The following is a 16,306-nucleotide window of genomic DNA, read 5'->3' on the forward strand; positions in this document are numbered from 1 at the left end:
GTTGCGGATTTGCGTCCCCGTAGGGGGAGCGGGATCAGTGCTGGGCGGCCACCGGCTCGGCGGGTGCGGGAGCCGCGCTGGGAGCGTGCGCCCGGCTGCGGCGGTCGAGGAAGGCCGCGAGGAAGGACAGCAGCAGCGCCGTGCCGGCGAGCACGGCTCCGACCCAGTTGGGCGAGGTGTAGCCGTATCCGGCGGCGATCACGACGCCGCCGAGCCAGGCGGCGAGGGCGTTGCCGAGGTTGAAGGCGCCGATGTTGGCGGCGGAAGCCAGGGTCGGGGCGGCGGATGCCTGGTCGAGGACCCACTTCTGCAGCGGGGGCACGGTGGCGAAGCCCAAGGCGCCGATGATGGGCAGGGTGATCGCGGCGAGGACCTGGCTGTGCGCCGTCACGGTGAACAGCAGCAAGGCGACCGCGAGGGCGGCGAGCGTGGCGAAGAGCATGGGCATCAGGGCCTTGTCGGCGAACTTGCCGCCCAGCAGGTTGCCCAGGAACATGCCGATGCCGAACAGCACGAGCAGCCAGGTCACGCCGCCCTCGGAATAGCCCGCGACATCGGTCATCATCGGCGCGATGTAGGTGATCGCGGCGAACACGCCGCCGTACCCGAGGACGGTCATCGCCATCGCGAGCCAGACTTGCACGTTGCGGAACGCGGCGAACTCGGTGCGGATCCTCGCGGCCTCGGGCTTGCCCTGCTCCGGGACGAGCATGGCGACGCCGAGGAATCCGATCACGCCCAGCAGGGCGACGATGCCGAAGGTGACCCGCCAGCCGGCGGCCTGCCCGACGTAGGTGCCGCCGGGGACGCCGATGATGTTGGCGATGGTCAGCCCCATGAACATCAGCGAGATGGCCGAGGCCTTCTTCTCGGGGGCTACGAGGTTGGCGGCGACCACGGAACCGATGCCGAAGAACGCGCCGTGGGCGAACGAGGCGACGACCCGGCCGATGAGCATGACGCCGAAGGTGGGAGCGGCGGCGGAGAGCGCGTTGCCCGCGATGAAGATGCCCATCAGGAACAGGAGCATCTTCTTGCGGGAGACCTTGGTGCCCAGGACGGTGAGGATCGGCGCGCCGATGACGACACCGAGCGCGTAGCCGGACACCAGCCAGCCCGCGGCGGGGATGCTGACGCCGAACTCGCCGGCGACCTGCGGAAGCACGCCCATGATCACGAATTCGGTGGTGCCGATCCCGAAGGCGCCGATGGCGAGGGCCAGGAGCGCGAGAGGCATGTGCACGGCCTTCCGTTATGACTGCGTCTGAACCTTACGAGCGTCGACAATAGTTGCAGACGCGTCCTAGTTCAATGTGCAGTCATTGTGACGCGGGAGATAGTTGCAGACGCCTCATAAAGGTGCAAGCTCGGTGTTGCAGGTAATCGACAGGAGGTGCTCGTGGGAATCGCCGACGATGCCGTCGAAGTGCGTGCCCAGCTGATCAGCGCCGGCGGACGGGGCCTCGAACCTGTCAGGCGGCAGGTTCCGGCTCAAGGGTCGTTCCAGGCCGGTGCGTGGGGGCCCCTGTGAGGTGTGGTCGTCCGGGTGGAGGGCGTCGATTTCGCGCGAAATCGACGCCGCGCGTGGGGGCGGGTTGGCGATTTCGCGCGAAATCGCCCGCCTGTGCCAGGCGCCGGGGCCTTCGGGATCAGCCGGGCGGAGCCACTCTGAAACACCTCAGGGTCGGTGCCCCGGGTGAGACCGGTCAGGGCAGGATCGAATCGACGTAGCCACCGTCCACGCGCACCGCGCCGCCAGTTGTGGCCGATGCGAGCGGTGAGGCCAGGTAGACGACCATGTTCGCGATCTCCTCGGGCTCGATGAGCCGCTGCAGGAGCGACTGCGGCCGGTTGGTGCGCATGAACTCGCGTTGCGCTTCTTCCCAGGGGAGGGCCCGGTCGACGAGCTGGTAGACGAAGTCCTCCACGCCGCCGGTGTGGGTCGGGCCGGCGATGACCGAGTTGACCGTGACCCCGGTGCCTGCGGCGGCCTTCGCGAATCCGCGGGAAGCGGCGAGCAGCGCGGTCTTGCTCGTGCCGTAGTGGATCATCTCCTCGGGGATGACCACGGCGGAGTCGCTGGCGATGTTGAGCACGCGTCCCCAGTCGCGTTCGATCATCGCGGGCAGCAGCAGGCGGGTCAGCCGCGCCGATGCGAGGACGTTGACCTCGAAGTAGCGCCGCCAATCGTCATCGGTGATCTCGAGCGCCGGGGTGGCGCCGAAGATTCCGAGGTTGTTGACCAAGATGTCGACGTCGCCCGCCAGGTCCACGACCCGGTTCGCGCCGTCCTCGGTGCTGACATCGGCGACGGCCGCGCGCACGGCCGCGTCCGGGACCTCCTGCCGAATCTTGTCGACGGCGGCGGTGACGGTCTTCTCCGAACGGCCGTTGACGACGACATCGGCGCCCGCGCCGGCGAGACCGCGTGCGATCGAGAAACCGATCCCCGCCGAGGAACCGGTGACGATAGCGGTCTTCTCGCTGAGATCGATGCGCATTCTTCGCCTCTCTGGCAGGGAAAACGTTGTCTGGTCGTCCTATGAGGATGGTGGTCGTGGCGTCGATGCGGTACGCGGCGCCGCGACCTTCGTGGGATTCTCCCCCACGAGACCGTCCGCCGCTGACGCGCCGGTGCTGCTCCGGGGTCCGGATGTCCGCAATTTCAATGGAAATCAGAGGTTCGATTTCCATTGAAATTGCGGGAGTTGTCCACAGCCTCCGGCGTGTCGTGGCCCGACACGCCGGAGGTCCGCGGTTTCAATTGAAACTGCGGACCACCGAAACGTAGACCACCGAACGTAGATCACCGTTGTGCCGGTCTGCGCGGTGCGCAGGTGGCCGGAGGAGCGCCTGGGCACTGCGGGTTCCGTTACTGCTGGCCGGCGAAGCGGGCCGGTTGGAGGGCGGGGAGGTCGGTGCGGCCGATGAGGCGCTGGGGACGGAAGTCCGCGAGCATCTCCGCGAGGTCTCCGGTGAGGAGTTCCTGCGCGGCGAGACGCCCGAGGAGTGGGCCGAGCGTGATGCCGCTGTGCGTGCAGAGGGTGTAGATCCTGCCCCGGTCACCGAGGAACCCGGCGACGGTCAGGCCGTCGGCGGGCATGGCGCGCTGGCCGATGCGCAGGGACTCCAAGTGGGCCCCTCCGGTGCCGTCGAGCAGGTCGTTGAGGCGGCTGCACAACTGCCCGGCGTGGTAACCGTCGAGCGCCGGCGGGTTGGCCGGGTCGGCGTCGGTGTCGAGGTCAAGGCCTTGCACGATCAGCCGACCGCCGCCGTCCGGGCGGACGTTGAGCCGCGGCGTGGTGAGGATGCGGTCCAGCCTCGTGGGGAGCGGGTTGGTGAAGCCGAGCATCCCGACGGTCGCGGTTCCCGCGGCGTCTGGGTCGGCCACGGGGATGCGGTGCCCCGCCGACGCGGTGAGCGCCTCGGTCCAGCGGCCGACCGCGAGGACGACGGCGTCGGCCTCGGCGACGCCGTCGGTCAGCTCGATCCGCACCCCGCTGTCGGTCTCGGACAGGCCGGTCACCGTCGCGGGGCAGCGCAGGCGTGCGCCGTGGTCGCGAGCTTCGCCCCACAGCCGCGATACGAGCAGCGCCGGGAAGACGTGTCCTTCGGTGGGGTAGTGGGCGATGTCGGTGACGTGGTCGGGGATGCGCAGGTCAGGCACGAGTTCGCGGGCCCGCTGCGGGGTGATCCAGTCGACGGGGTAATCGCGGCCGGTGAGTTCCGCGACCGAGGCGGCGAGCCGGTCCGCGCCCGTGGGGTCTTCGGCCCACTCGAGATTTCCGTTGCGCACCAGCCATGTCTGCGCGGTGTCGGAGGCGAGCGCGTCGTGTTCGGCGAGGCCGGCGACGTTGAGGTCGTGGTAGGAGCGCGGGTTCTTGCTGTGCGAGTTGGTCCAGGCGAACGACGTGCCCGACGTTCCGGCCAGCGCCGCGGACCGTTCGAACACGGTCACCTCGGCGCCCCGCAGGGCCAGCGATCGTGCGACGCTGGCACCCAGCACTCCGAGACCGACGACGGCGATCCTCTTGCTCATCGTTCCCTCACAATCTCACTGCGAACGGCCGGCGCGGGTGCGTCGGCCCTCTTGCTGGACGTCGCGACGGTCATCAGCAGCAGCACCACGGCCGAAGTGACGATGCCGTACACCGCGTAGGGCACGGTGGTGTCCAGCACCTGCGCGACGCCGCAACCGACGATGCCCGCCACCATGCTCGCGATCGCGGTCGCCGGGGTGAGGTGGCGGCGGCGGTGCAGCAGGTAGCCGAGGAAGATCGGCGCGGCCAGCGCCGCCGCCGAGTAGGCGTAGGTGGCCACGAGCCACGGCAGGGCCTGCGGGAACACGACCGCCAGCACGGCGGCGATGATCGACACTGCGACGGTCAGCACCCGCGACAGCGCGACGGTCCGGCGCTCGCTCGCCTGCTTGCCGGCGATGTTCTGGTAGACGTCGCGGGTCAGGTTGGCGGTGACCGACTGCAGGGCGGCGCCGCTGGTGGCGACGATCGTCGAGACGAGGAACGCCGCGAAGACGATGAGCATCCAGGACGGGAGCTGGGTGAGCAGCCAGCCGGCGGCGTCCTCCTGGGAGGCCAGGTTCGGGTTCATCGCGTGCACCGCGAGCCCGATGCAGCCGGCGTAGACGCCGCTGATGAGCATCGTCAGCCCCGAGAGCCCGAGGCCGCGGCGCGCATCGCTGATCCGCTTGGTCGCGAACACGCGCTGGTAGTAGAGCTGGTTGGTCAGCGTTCCGGGGATGATCGCGGCCGCCCACAGCCAGATCTGCTGCCAGCCCACGGCCGTGATGCCCTCGAAGCCCCACAGCCGCTGCGGCACGACCTGGGTGACGTGCGTCCAGCCGCCGGCCAGCTGGATGCCGTAGAGCGCGACGACGAGCGCCATGGTGATCTTGAAGAGTCCGAACACGAAGTCGGCCCAGGCCACCGAGGTCAGCCCGCCGGGCAGCACGAACGCCAGCGAAGCGAGGGCGATGACCGCGACGAGCACGGGGAGCGGGATTCCGGTCAGCTGGCCGAAGAGCCGGGCGAAGGCGACGAACTGCGTCGCGATCCAGCCGAACGGGACCACCAGCGCGGCGAGCGCGGCGATGGCGGTGAGCAGCCGGTTCTGGCCGAACAGGCGGGTGACGACGTCGGGCACGGTGGTGAACCGCTGCTCGCGCAGCCAGCGTGCGATCAGCATGAGCAGCAGGAAGCCGACCAGCACGCAGCCTTCGTAGATGAACACCGACCACCCGGAGCTATAGCCGATCCCGACGTGGGCGATGAGCACGCCACCGCCCGAAGCGGCGGCGAACTGGGTGATGACGACGACGAACAGCGGCAGCGACTCGTTGGCCGCGAGCCAATCCTGGGACGTCTTCGCGCGGCGTCCGAAGTAGACGGACATGGCGGCGCCGGCGCCGATCACCAGCAGGCTGGTGAGGACGATCCCGACCAGCTGTCCGGTCGAACCTGTGGGCATGGTGTGCCTCCAGTGATCACGCGTTGGTGAAGCGGCTGGGGTCGAGGTGGTCGATGTCGTGCGCGGTGCCGCCGGTCAGGACCAGGTCGGCGCCGATCTCGCCGAAGACCGGTGCGAGCTTGAAACCGTGGCCGGAGAAGCCGGTCATGACCGTGGCGTTGCGCAGGCCGGGCAGGGCGCCGAGCAGCGCGTGGTCGTCCGGGGTGAACCCTTCGGCGTAGGTGCCGATCCGGATCGGGTGCGGCACGACGCCGGGCAGCAGCCGGGCCGCGGCGGCCGATGCCGCGCGGACGAACTCCGGGGAAGCGTTGCGGGGCAGGGCATCCGGGCCGTCCAGCACCGGGAACCCGAGGTGGTGCGGCACGGTCTTGATGGATGCGCCGTCCAAGGACGGGAAGCAGGAGAACCCGGCTTCGCGGTGCCGGCGGATGGTGATCGGCAGCCGGTCCGGCAGATGGGCGGCGTGGTCGCGGGCCGCCCACCAGCACGCGGTGATCAACCGGACCTCGACCGGAAGTCCTCGCAGCGCTTCCAGCCGCGACGCCCACGGCCCGGGGGCGAAGACGACGTGATCGGCGTCGAAGTCCTTGCCGTTGCTGGTGATTCGCCATCCATGCGCGGTCTCGGAGACCTCCTGGACCGGGTGGTGGGACAGCAGCGTCGCACCGGATGCCTCGGCGGCGTGCAGGGCTGCCTGCACCGCGAGTTCGGGGCGGAGGACGCCCGCGGCCGGATCGAACACCGCTACTTCGTCATCGTCGACCGCGTGCTGGGGAAAGCGCTTTCGAGACCGGTTCGCGTCGAGGACTTCGTGGTCGAGCCGGTGCTCTTCGGCGCAGCGCTGGACGGCCTGGATGTCCGGATGGTCGGCGCGACCGATGGTCAGCCCGCCGCACATGGTCAGCAGATCGGATCCGGACGTTCGCTCCAGGTCGTGCCACAGGCCGCCGGACCGCTGCAGCAGCGGAACGTAGCTCGACCCTTCCTTGTAGACGGTCCGGAAGATCCGCGATTCACCGGCGGATGCCCCGCGGTCGTGACCGGGGGAGTAGGCGTCGAAGGCCAGTACCTCGGCCCCTCGACGGGTGAGCTGCCAGGCGGTCATCGCACCGATCACGCCGGTGCCGATGATCGCGATGCGCGGGATTGCCAATGGTCACACTCCTTCGTGCGCCGATGACGACGTTCACCGGGGATGGGAGGTCCGTGAAAATGCGCACGGCGTATCGACCGATCCACTGGGGATCGGCGGCTGAGGGGGATTCCTCGTTACTGGGGAATCGTTTGTTCGAGGAAGTACTCGACGAGGTCGGGGCGCATGATCCACCACGCCACTTCGGCGAGATCGCCGTCGGTCAGCCAGGTCAGGCGCCGCAACCGAATCACCGCCTTGCCCGCGGGCAGCTGCAGCCGATCCGCGGTCGCTTCGTCGAGGTTGATCGGGTCGATGTAGACGCGGGACTTCGCCGCGGGAACGCCGATGCGGGTGAAGTAGTCGTGCACGGTCAGGTGGACGAGGTCCTCGTCCTGCAGTCGTGGTGCCAACGAGAACGGGATGACGGACAGTTCGACGGCGATCGGGTTGTCGTCGACGTCGAACTTCAGCCGCCGCAACTCGTGCACCGGCGCGTCGTCGGCCACGCCGGGCAGGTCGACGTCGGCGTCCCGGGCCGGGAGCACCGTGATCGAGTCCACCGCGTGCCGCCCCGGGATCTCCGGGCCCTGCAGCACCGGGTTGGCGATGCGCAGCAGGTTCTCCTGCCGTGCACTCGATGCGACGAACGTTCCGCGCCGGCGGTGGCGCTCCACCAAGCCCGCCTGCGCCAGCTCGGTCAGCACTCGCTGCGCGGTCGCGCGGCCGATCGAGTGCTCCCGCTGGAGCTCGGACTCGGTCGGCAGCCGGGTTCCAGGCGGAAGCGCGCCGGAGCGGATCTGCCGCTCCAGCTCGTTGCGGATCCGCAAGTACGCCGGGACTGCCATGGGAGGAGAATCTAGCGGGCGCCAATTGACCGGTCAATACAGGATTTGCACGGTCAATACCGTTGCGGGACGGCGGTCGTCCTGATCGGATCTGCGCGCGCCGGGTATGAGCTGCCTTACAGGCGTGCGGGGGATATTTGGATTTTGAGATTCCAGTTATCTAGGGTCGTGCTCGTGCGGCTGACCAAAAGAACCGATCTCGCGCTGCGGATAGCGATGCGCCTCGCGGTCCTGGACGACGAGGCCGCCCCGACCACTCGCGAGGTCGCCGACCAGGTCGCCGTTCCCTACAGCCATGCTGCGAAGGTCGTCACGCTGTTGCAGCGCCTAGGCGTCGTCGACGCTCGGCGGGGCCGAGGTGGCGGGCTCGCTCTGACCCAGTCGGGGCGCACCGGATCTCTCGGCCGACTCGTCCGCGAGCTCGAAGGCGTGGGCGATGTGGTGGGCTGCGAGGACGATCCGCCCTGCCCGCTGCGGTCGGCATGCCGGCTGCGCACGGCGCTGCGCAACGCCCAGGAAGCCTTCTTCGCCGCGCTCGACCCGATCACCATCGAGGACCTGGTGGCCGCCCCCACCGGGCCGATCCTGCTGAGCCTGTCGTCGAGGCCGCCGGCGGGCTGACCCCGGAACGCACCGCGCCCGGTGATCCGGTGCGGCCGAAAATACGAATATTGGATACCAGTTTGGAGTTGGCCGATGTTGTCCGAGGAATCGATCGAAACGGTGCGCGCCACCCTGCCGGCGGTCCGCAGCGCCATCGGCGAGATCGCGTCGGTGTTCTACGACAAGCTCTTCACCGCCCACCCCGACCTGTTGCGCGACCTGTTCAACCGGGGCAACCAGGCGAGCGGTGCGCAGCAGCAGGCCCTGGCGGGATCGATCGCCGCGTTCGCCTCGGCGCTCCTGGAACATCCCGGCACCCCGCCCGAGACGATGCTGAGCCGCATCGCGCACAAGCACGCGTCTCTGGGGATCACGCCCGAGCAGTACGCGATCGTGCACACCAACCTGTTCGCCGCCATCGCCGAGGTGCTGGGCGAGGCCGTCACGGACGAAGTCGCCGCGGCGTGGAGCGAGGTCTACTGGTCGATGGCGGACGCGCTCATCGCGATCGAAGCCCGCCTGTACGCCGAGGCGGGCACTCCCGACGGCGACGTCTGGCGCGACTACCGCGTCGTGGGCCGCCTGCCCGACAACGACGTCGTCACCTTCCTCGCCCGCCCGGTCGACGGCGCCCCGCCGCCCGTGTCACGACCCGGCCAGTACGTGTCCGTGCAGGTCGAACTGCCGGACGGGGCGCGCCAGATCCGCCAGTACAGCCTCTCCGGCGCGCCCGCCGACGCGGTGCAGTTCACGGTCAAGAAGGTCGTCGGCAGCCCGGACGGCGAGGTCTCCAACCACCTGCACGAGCGCGTCGCCGAAGGCGACGTCCTCCGGATCGGGGCGCCCTTCGGCGATGTCACGCTCGATGATGGCGACGGACCGGTCCTGCTCGCCTCGGCCGGCATCGGCTGCACACCGATGATCAGCATGCTCAACCACCTGGCGGCCACCGGCTCGCCGCGCCGGGTCATCGCCGTGCACGCCGACCGCGCCCAGGGCACCCACGCATTCCGCGCCGACCTCGACCAACTCGTCGCGAAGCTTCCCGACGCCACCGCCGACGTTTGGTACGAGGCCCCCGAAGGTCCCTGGCCTGCCGACCGCACGGGCCTGGTCGACCTGGCCGTGATCGGCATCCCGGAGGGCATCACGGCCTACCTGTGCGGGCCGTTGCCGTTCCTGCGCGCGGTCCGCACCCAGCTCCGCGAACTCGGCGTCCCGGCGGCCGACATCCACTACGAGGTCTTCGGCCCCGACCTCTGGCTCGCCCAGGACTGACGTTTCCGAGCGGTGCTCCGATGATTCCGTCCAGCCCGCATCGCTGAACCGCGTCTCGACCACCAGGGCGCCGACCACACCCGAACATCCGGATGCATCGTCGGCGCCACCTGGTGCTCGTCTGCGATCAGGCGAGCAGTTCGCGCGCGTCCGTCCACATGCGAGTGACGATTTCTCCCGCCGGTGCCGTGGTGGCCAGGGCCGCGCTCTGGCCGGCCCAGTGGTTGACCCGGTCGAGACCGGCCGCACCGCCTCGGCGCCACCGGCCCACCAGCTGCCGCTGGACGGGATATGGGGCGGGCAAAGGAGCTTCGTCGCTCGTCCATGCCGTCACGAATGGCGTCGGCGCCGTCCGTCCGAGTCGGCCGGTGTACGCGCGGGTGGTGACCGTCCGCTCCGGCGACAGCCCTTCCATGGCGGCCGACCAGCCGTCGTCGATGCCCGCCTCGGGGGAGCGCAGCAACGCGGTCCCCACCTGGACCGCGCTCGCGCCGAGGGTCAGCGCGGCGGCCACGCCACGTCCGTCCGCGATTCCGCCGGCCGCGATGACCGGGATCCGCAGCCGGTCGGCAAGGTGCGGGATCAGGGCGAACAGGCCGACGTCGGTCTGCTCGGCCGCCTGCGGGTCGAAACTGCCCCGGTGCCCGCCCGCCTCCATGCCCTGGGCGACGACGGCGTCGGCGCCGGCGTCCTGGGCCGCCAGGGCATCGGCGAGGTTGGTCGCGCAGGCGAACCACGCGATGCCCGCCTGGTGCAGCCGCTCGACGTAGTCATCGGCGAAGAGCCCCATGATCGACGAGACGACCGTCGGCCGGGCCGCCAGCATGGCCTCGCACTGCTCGGCGAAATCCGGGCTCGGGGGCCCGGCCTCGCCCGCTTCGCCGAATCGCGCCAGGAACTGCTCCGCGGCCTGCTGCCGCCCGGGGTCGTCGACCGGCGCGTCCGGGATCCAGGTGTTCAGCTGAAACGGGCCGGTCGTTCCCGCGCGGAACCGCTCCACCCAGTCGCCGATGAGTTCGGGCCGGTCGAGCACCACCCCGTTCGCGCCCATCCCGCCGGCTTCGGCCACCGCGATCGCCAGCCGGGGCGGGCAGGCACCGGCCGTCGGCGCCTGCAGGATCGGCACGCGCAGACCGAAGCGCGCGCAGAAATCCCGGACTCGTTGCTGCATGTGCAGTTCCTTCCATGGTGTTGCGTGGTGGACGAGCAGATCAGGTCTGCGGGTGCGGCGCGCTGTCGACGAGCTCAGGTCGGGACGAGGATGGACGAGGCTTCCCGCACGACGCGGTCGATGATCGCTTTGACGGGCTCGAGTTCGTCGATGAGGCCGATCGCTTCGCCGACGATGACGTTCCCGATGCTGTAGTCGTCGTTGTCCTTGGCGTTCTTGAAGACCTCTTGCAGACGGGGCAGGTCTTCGCGCATCTTCTGCTCGTGCCCGTGCCACTGCCGAACGAAGTCGTTGCGCAGCACTCTTCCGGTGTAGTGGGAGGGCCAGTCCACCGCCCGGACGATGTCGTACACGCTCTGCCGCACGGTGTCGTCGCCGCTGGAGGCGAGTGCACGGCGCTGCGCGGCGGCGGACACGGCCGCCTCCGTGCTCGCCCACAACCGGCTCCCCATCAGTACGCCGTCGGCCCCCAAGCACAAGGCGGCGGCCAGTCCGCGGCCGTCCGCCACCCCGCCCGAGGCCACGAGCAGTGTGTCCGGAGAACGTGCGGCGAGCAGGTCGGCCAGTTCGGGAACCAGGGTGAGCGTCGAACGGGTTCCGGTGCCATGCCCGCCCGCCTCTCCTCCCTGGGCCACCAGAACGCGCGCTCCGGCGTCCAGGGCGCGTCGCGCTTCTTCGACCGTGCAGACCTGGCACAGCAGCGGCACGCCCGAGTCGTGGATCCGGTCGGCGAACGGCATCGGGTCGCCGAACGACAGGAACACCGCTGCCGGGTCGTGATCGAGCGCGACGTCGAGCAGCTCGGGGTTCCGGGCCAGGCACCACGTGATGAACCCGCATCCGACCCGCCTGCTCACCGACGCCAGCTGCTCGTCCAGCCATTCGCGGTCGCAGTATCCGCCACCGAGCAAGCCCAGCCCACCCGCCGCGGACACCGCCGAAGCGAGCCGGGCATCGGCGACCTTGTCCATCGGCGCGAGCAAGACCGGCTGCTCGATGCCCAGCGCCGCCGTCAGTCTGGTTGGGATCACCGGGCTCTCCCCGCTGTCGACCTGCGTCTTCGGTGCAGGAAGGACGCTAAGCTCTGCTTGGCATCGTGTCCAACGATGAGTGGCGAACGCTGCCATCGTCAGCGACGAACCCTCAAGGTCAGGAGCGAGACGTGGAGTTGTCGGACCTGCAGGTGTTCGTCGTCGTGGCACGCACCGGCGGCATCACGCGCGCGGCCGCGGAACTGCACACCGTGCAGTCCAGCATCAGCGCGCGAATGGCAGGGCTGGAACGAGAACTCGGCGCGATCCTCCTCCGCCGTCACGCCCGGGGAGTGGCCTTGACCGCGGCCGGGGAGCAGTTCTTCGGTTACGCCCAGCGGATCACATCGCTCGCTGACGAGGCCCGCCGCGCCGTTCGGGACGAAAGGCCCTCCGGGCCTTTGAGGATCGGAGCGATGGAGACGACGGCCGGGATTCGGCTGCCGCCCGTCCTGGAGTCCTACACCGCGGCCTGGCCGGATGTCGACCTTTCCGTGCTCACCGGCCCCACCGAGTCGTTGGTGGCGCTGGTCAAGGACCACGCCCTCGACGGAGCGCTCGTCGCCGGCACCATCAACGACGAGGACCTGCACGAAGAAGAGGTCTTCACCGAGGAAATGGTCGTCATCACCGCGCTGCGGCACCGCGACCTCGATGACGCATTGCGCGGACCCAACGGCCCTCGACTGCTCGTGTTCCGCGCGGGGTGCTCGTACCGGCGCAGGCTCGAAGCCGTCGTCCGAGCGCGCGGCGTGGAACCGAAGGTCCTCGACTACGGCACGGTCGAAGGCATCCTCGGCTGCGTCGCCGCCGGCCTCGGGGTCACGATGCTGCCCCGGGCACTGGTCGAGCATTCCGGACTGCGCCACCGACTCCGCCTGCACCGGATGGCGCCTACCGATGCAACGGTGACGACCGTGTTCGTTCGTCGTCGCGACGCACACGTCACCATGGCGCTGAAGGAGTTCCGCCGGCACCTCCACGCCGCGGCCGACCGCAGCGTCGGCGCGGTCTTGCGCACGGTCGCGCCAGGAGAGGGCGGGTAGTCCCTCCAGGGGTGCTGTCGCCGACGTCGGTTGTGGTTGCCCTCCCGTCGAATTCGGCCAGAAGGCCGGTCGCCGCCCAGGCGCAACAGTGATGCCGCTCGCGTGTGCCATGTCCTGTCCTGGGGGTGGTGTCGGCGGCGTGGGCGACATAGAGTGGATTGCGCGAAAGTGATCGATATATGCTGCAAACAATCATGTTGGAGCAAAAGTGCGCAGTCTTGCCGGTGCGCGCACGTGGCCGTGGTGCGGGAAGGTGACCCATGGACGTAAGGACAGGTGTGCTCGGTTGCGGGTTGCGGGTGGGGATCGCCGACCACGCCCACCGGCCTGGTGAGGGCTCGCGGATCGTCGCGGTGTGCGATCCGGATCCGGCGCGCGCCGCTGCCGCCGCGCAGCGCTACGGCGACGACGTCCGGCAGACGCACACGCTCGACGAACTGCTGGAAAGCGAACTGGACGCGGTGTTCGTGGTCAGCCCCGACCACCTGCACGAAGAGCACGCCATCCGCTGCCTGGAAGCCGGACTCGCCGTCTACCTCGAGAAGCCGCTGGCGGTCACCACGGCCGGCTGCGACCGCGTCCTCGCCGCGGCGCGGCGGTTCGGCGGCAAGCTCTACGTCGGGCACAACATGCGACACATGCCGGTGATCCGCACGATGCGCGATCTCATCACCTCGGGCGCGATCGGGGAGGTCACCTCGATCTGGTGCCGCCACTTCGTCGGGCACGGCGGCGACTTCTACTTCAAGGACTGGCACGCCGACCGGAGCAAGAGCACGAGCCTGCTGCTGCAGAAGGGCGCGCACGACATCGACGTGCTGCACTGGCTGGCCGGCGGGTACAGCAGGCGCGTCAACGCGATGGGCGCGTTGACCGTCTACGGCGACCTCACCGACCGCAACGAGCGCGAGACCTACAAGACGGGCCACGACTGGGCCGAGTACGAGCAGAACTGGCCGCCGCGCAGCCAGACCGGCCTCAACCCGGTCGTGGACGTCGAGGACCTGAGCCTGGTCAACCTGGAGCTGGACAACGGCGTGCTGGCGAGCTACCAGCAGTGCCACTACACGCCGGACTACTGGCGCAACTACACCGTCATCGGCACCGAGGGCAGGCTGGAGAACTTCGGCGACGACGCGGACTCGGTGGTCAAGGTGTGGAACCGCAGGCACCGCGGTTACGCGCCGGACGCCGACCGGGTGGTGGAGGTCGAGCGCGCCAGCGGCGGGCACGGCGGCGCGGACCCGCGCATCGTGGCCGAGTTCCTGGCGTTCGTGAGCGCCGACGTGCCGACCGTCACCTCGCCGATCGCGGCGCGGGAAGCGGTCGCGACCGGTTGCGCGGCAACGGAATCGCTGCGCAGCGGTGGAATGCCGGTCGAGGTGACCGCGCCGGACGCCGCCCTGATCGACTACTTCGAGCGGTCCCGCGTCAGCTCGTCCTGACCAGCGCTCCGCTGCGCCCGCCGCATCGGCGGGCGCAGCGGACACTTCTCCGCGGCACGCCAGCACAGCGCTCCCGGGGGTCGTTTCAGAATGCTGCGCAGGTACGCGTGGGACATGGCCGTCTGAGGTGCACGGCGCCGGTTTCGCGCGAAAGCGGCGTTCCGCGTGGGGCGGGATGGCGGTTTCGCGCGAAAACGCCACCGGCGTCAGGCACCCACCACCGTGGCGTACTTGTCCACTTCGGACGTTGATCGGTTTGTTGGCCACAACAAACATCCGCTCATGCCGCATAGCGCGTTCGCCGGCGCCGTCGGCTGGATCGCCATCGCTGCGGAGCGGTGGCTGGCGCCCTACTGGTAGAGCGCCTCTACCAGGGCATACTGCGGAACCAACCCCGGCCACCGCTAGGAGTGCGTACGCGCCGGACGGTGTGCTGTCAGGGGTGGAGGACGACCTTGATGGCTCCGGAGGCACGGTCGCCGGCCACGCGGAAGGCCTCTGCGGCGTCGTCGAGGGGGAAGCGGTGGGTGATCACCGTCTGCGCGATCTCGGGGTTGCCGGCGAGCATCGCCGCGGCCTGTTCGGTGTCGCGGACGCCGTCGTGCCGGCCGTAGGCGATGGAGTGGATGTAGACAAGTTCCTTGACCAGGCTGACGATGCCCGGGATGGGCACGGTCTGCTGGTATACGCCCAGCAGCACGACGCGACCGCCGACGCGGGCCAGTTCGGCGCACCGGGCCAGGCCGGCCTCGCTGCCCGCAGCGTCGATCACGACGTCGTAGACGCCGTCCGCCGAGCCGAATCCGAGGCGTTCCGCCGCGATCCTCTGGTGTGTGTGGCGCACCTCGACATCGACGTCGAAGCCGCGCTGCCGGGCTGCCGCTGCAGCCAGCAGCCCGATGCTGCCGCCGCCGACGACCGCCACCCGCTCCCCGGGCTCGAGTGCCGCGCTACGCACACCGTGCCAGGCCACCGACGCCGGCTCCACGAGGCAGGCGTCGCGCACATCCAGGCCGGACGGGAGTCGGACGAGCATGTTCTCGGCGACGGTGACGGCATCGCACATCCCGCCGTCCCTGAATATCCCCAGCGTTCCGTGCTCCGGCGCGTTGCACCGCTGGACGTGGCCGGCGCGGCACTGGTCGCACTCTCCGTAGTAAACGGTGGGTTCGACGGCGTAACACGTGCCGTCGGCGGCGGTGCCGGCGAACTCGTGACCATAGGTGTAGCCCAGTACGCCATTGGTCGCGAAGTCCACGTCGGTCCCGCAGATACCCGCCGAGGCGATGGTGAGGCGAACCCCGGGCGCTCCCAGTTCTTCGACCTCGGCCACGAGGATGCCCGAATCGGTGTTTCGTACGGCGCGCATGGTGATTCCTCTCCGCTTCAGTTATGCGAACGCCGTTAGCTTAGACTAAAGTGATAGATGTTCGCATAGCGGTTACCCTTGCCTGGTGCGCGAACCGATGACGACAGCCGGGACGGGCGATCCGCCGCCGAAGAGCGGGCCGGGAACGAGGCCGGGCTCGGCGGCCTGGTGGCTCGCCCGGGAGCAGGAACCCGTGCGGCAGCGGCGGCGCCGGTCGTTGACCCTCGAGGCCATCCTCGACGCGTCCATGGCCCTGCTCGACACCCGCGGGGCAGCCGCGCTGACGATGCGCAACCTCGCCGAGGCACTCGACTGCACGCAGGCGTCGCTCTACCGCCACGTGCGCAACCGCGAGGAGCTGGTGACCCTGCTCGTCGACCGGACCCTCGGCGTGGCGAGTTCGGTTCCGCCTGACGGCGCGGACTGGGCCGAGAAGGCGGCGTGGTCCGCACGCCTGTTCCGCGAGCACCTGCTCCGGCACCCTGGCGTGGCCTCGCTGCTTCGCGGGACCGAGCGGCTCGGTCCCAACTCGCTGGCCGGGAGGGAGTACTCCCTCGAACTGTTCATCGGCGCCGGTCTCAGCCCCCGGCTCGCGGCCGCCGTCGCGTCGTCGCTGGCCACCTTCGTGATCGGCTCGGTGCACTTCAACCTCGGCCTGGACGCGTCGGATTCCGAGGAGATCAGTCACCGGCGCCTGCTGTACCGCTCACGAGACGCTGCGGCCTTTCCACTGCTCGTCCAGCACGCCGATGTCCTCGCGGAGGTCGGTAGCGACGACGAGTTCGAAGTCGGACTCAACGCATTGCTGACCGGATTCCGGATCCTGATCGAGCGCGAGAACACCACACGCGACTGATGTGAAACAGGTGCGAGGAGGGCGGCCCCGTCGCGATGGT

Annotated in this window: 14 protein-coding genes; 5 read left to right on the forward strand and 9 right to left on the reverse strand. The window is 69.6% G+C overall.

The window, feature by feature from the left end; all coding sequences use genetic code 11:
* Nucleotides 1–34 precede the first annotated feature (34 nt).
* The 6 genes from E1288_RS04505 to E1288_RS04530 form a co-directional block, all read right to left on the reverse strand.
* On the reverse strand, nucleotides 35–1,237 hold the full coding sequence (locus E1288_RS04505) for an MFS transporter (protein WP_132481197.1): 1,203 nt from the start codon (nucleotides 1,235–1,237) through the stop codon (nucleotides 35–37).
* A 469-nt stretch (nucleotides 1,238–1,706) separates the two neighbouring features.
* On the reverse strand, nucleotides 1,707–2,501 hold the full coding sequence (locus tag E1288_RS04510; RefSeq protein WP_132481200.1) for an SDR family NAD(P)-dependent oxidoreductase: 795 nt from the start codon (nucleotides 2,499–2,501) through the stop codon (nucleotides 1,707–1,709).
* A 371-nt stretch (nucleotides 2,502–2,872) separates the two neighbouring features.
* Entirely contained in the window at nucleotides 2,873–4,039 is a 1,167-nt protein-coding gene (locus E1288_RS04515) for an NAD(P)/FAD-dependent oxidoreductase (RefSeq protein WP_132481203.1), read from the reverse strand.
* Entirely contained in the window at nucleotides 4,036–5,487 is a 1,452-nt protein-coding gene (locus E1288_RS04520; protein WP_132481206.1) for a sodium:solute symporter family protein, read from the reverse strand. Before E1288_RS04520 ends, E1288_RS04515 begins: the two co-directional genes overlap by 4 nt.
* A gap of 16 nt (nucleotides 5,488–5,503) precedes the next feature.
* On the reverse strand, nucleotides 5,504–6,640 hold the full coding sequence (gene solA, locus E1288_RS04525; protein WP_132481209.1) for an N-methyl-L-tryptophan oxidase: 1,137 nt from the start codon (nucleotides 6,638–6,640) through the stop codon (nucleotides 5,504–5,506).
* A gap of 116 nt (nucleotides 6,641–6,756) precedes the next feature.
* Nucleotides 6,757–7,467 carry a GntR family transcriptional regulator gene (locus tag E1288_RS04530; protein ID WP_132481212.1) on the reverse strand — a complete coding sequence of 237 codons (711 nt, stop codon included), beginning with the start codon at nucleotides 7,465–7,467 and terminating at the stop codon, nucleotides 6,757–6,759.
* 174 nt (nucleotides 7,468–7,641) lie between these two features.
* On the opposite strand from E1288_RS04530, the gene E1288_RS04535 reads away from it, so the two are divergent.
* The gene (locus E1288_RS04535; RefSeq protein WP_132481216.1) at nucleotides 7,642–8,088 is read left to right on the forward strand and encodes an RrF2 family transcriptional regulator; all 447 of its coding nucleotides are present in this window, start codon (nucleotides 7,642–7,644) and stop codon (nucleotides 8,086–8,088) included.
* Nucleotides 8,089–8,163: 75 nt separating this feature from the next.
* Complete coding sequence (locus E1288_RS04540; RefSeq protein ID WP_132481220.1) at nucleotides 8,164–9,348, forward strand: globin domain-containing protein; 1,185 nt, start codon at nucleotides 8,164–8,166, stop codon at nucleotides 9,346–9,348.
* Nucleotides 9,349–9,475: 127 nt separating this feature from the next.
* Here the strand turns inward: E1288_RS04540 and E1288_RS04545 are convergent, their stop codons facing one another.
* On the reverse strand, nucleotides 9,476–10,519 hold the full coding sequence (locus tag E1288_RS04545) for an NAD(P)H-dependent flavin oxidoreductase (RefSeq protein WP_132481225.1): 1,044 nt from the start codon (nucleotides 10,517–10,519) through the stop codon (nucleotides 9,476–9,478).
* A 74-nt stretch (nucleotides 10,520–10,593) separates the two neighbouring features.
* Nucleotides 10,594–11,550, reverse strand: coding sequence for an NAD(P)H-dependent flavin oxidoreductase (locus E1288_RS04550; protein ID WP_207954172.1), 957 nt, complete (start codon nucleotides 11,548–11,550; stop codon nucleotides 10,594–10,596).
* 131 nt (nucleotides 11,551–11,681) lie between these two features.
* On the opposite strand from E1288_RS04550, the gene E1288_RS04555 reads away from it, so the two are divergent.
* The gene (locus tag E1288_RS04555) at nucleotides 11,682–12,596 is read left to right on the forward strand and encodes a LysR family transcriptional regulator (protein WP_132481234.1); all 915 of its coding nucleotides are present in this window, start codon (nucleotides 11,682–11,684) and stop codon (nucleotides 12,594–12,596) included.
* A gap of 260 nt (nucleotides 12,597–12,856) precedes the next feature.
* Nucleotides 12,857–14,041, forward strand: a complete 1,185-nt coding sequence (locus tag E1288_RS04560; RefSeq protein WP_132481238.1) for a Gfo/Idh/MocA family protein — start codon at nucleotides 12,857–12,859, stop codon at nucleotides 14,039–14,041.
* A gap of 436 nt (nucleotides 14,042–14,477) precedes the next feature.
* On the opposite strand, the gene E1288_RS04565 is transcribed toward E1288_RS04560, so the two are convergent.
* Entirely contained in the window at nucleotides 14,478–15,410 is a 933-nt protein-coding gene (locus E1288_RS04565; protein ID WP_132481242.1) for a zinc-dependent alcohol dehydrogenase, read from the reverse strand.
* Between the two features lie 85 nt (nucleotides 15,411–15,495).
* Between E1288_RS04565 and E1288_RS04570 the strand changes: the two genes are divergently transcribed.
* Nucleotides 15,496–16,266 (forward strand): TetR/AcrR family transcriptional regulator, encoded by a 771-nt coding sequence (locus E1288_RS04570; RefSeq protein ID WP_235883334.1) that lies wholly within the window; start codon nucleotides 15,496–15,498, stop codon nucleotides 16,264–16,266.
* The last annotated feature ends 40 nt before the right edge of the window (nucleotides 16,267–16,306 follow it).

Origin of the sequence: Saccharopolyspora elongata (assembly GCF_004348985.1) — a bacterium.
GTDB lineage: Bacteria > Actinomycetota > Actinomycetes > Mycobacteriales > Pseudonocardiaceae > Saccharopolyspora > Saccharopolyspora elongata.

Bases quoted from the DNA above. Each gene is read 5' to 3' on its own strand.
- E1288_RS04505 (WP_132481197.1), bottom strand. From the start codon at position 1,237: ATGCCTCTCGCGCTCCTGGCCCTCGCCATCGGCGCCTTCGGGATCGGC.
- E1288_RS04510 (WP_132481200.1), bottom strand. From the start codon at position 2,501: ATGCGCATCGATCTCAGCGAGAAGACCGCTATCGTCACCGGTTCCTCG.
- E1288_RS04515 (WP_132481203.1), bottom strand. From the start codon at position 4,039: ATGAGCAAGAGGATCGCCGTCGTCGGTCTCGGAGTGCTGGGTGCCAGC.
- E1288_RS04520 (WP_132481206.1), bottom strand. From the start codon at position 5,487: ATGCCCACAGGTTCGACCGGACAGCTGGTCGGGATCGTCCTCACCAGC.
- E1288_RS04530 (WP_132481212.1), bottom strand. From the start codon at position 7,467: ATGGCAGTCCCGGCGTACTTGCGGATCCGCAACGAGCTGGAGCGGCAG.
- E1288_RS04540 (WP_132481220.1), top strand. From the start codon at position 8,164: ATGTTGTCCGAGGAATCGATCGAAACGGTGCGCGCCACCCTGCCGGCG.
- E1288_RS04545 (WP_132481225.1), bottom strand. From the start codon at position 10,519: ATGCAGCAACGAGTCCGGGATTTCTGCGCGCGCTTCGGTCTGCGCGTG.
- E1288_RS04560 (WP_132481238.1), top strand. From the start codon at position 12,857: ATGGACGTAAGGACAGGTGTGCTCGGTTGCGGGTTGCGGGTGGGGATC.
- E1288_RS04565 (WP_132481242.1), bottom strand. From the start codon at position 15,410: ATGCGCGCCGTACGAAACACCGATTCGGGCATCCTCGTGGCCGAGGTC.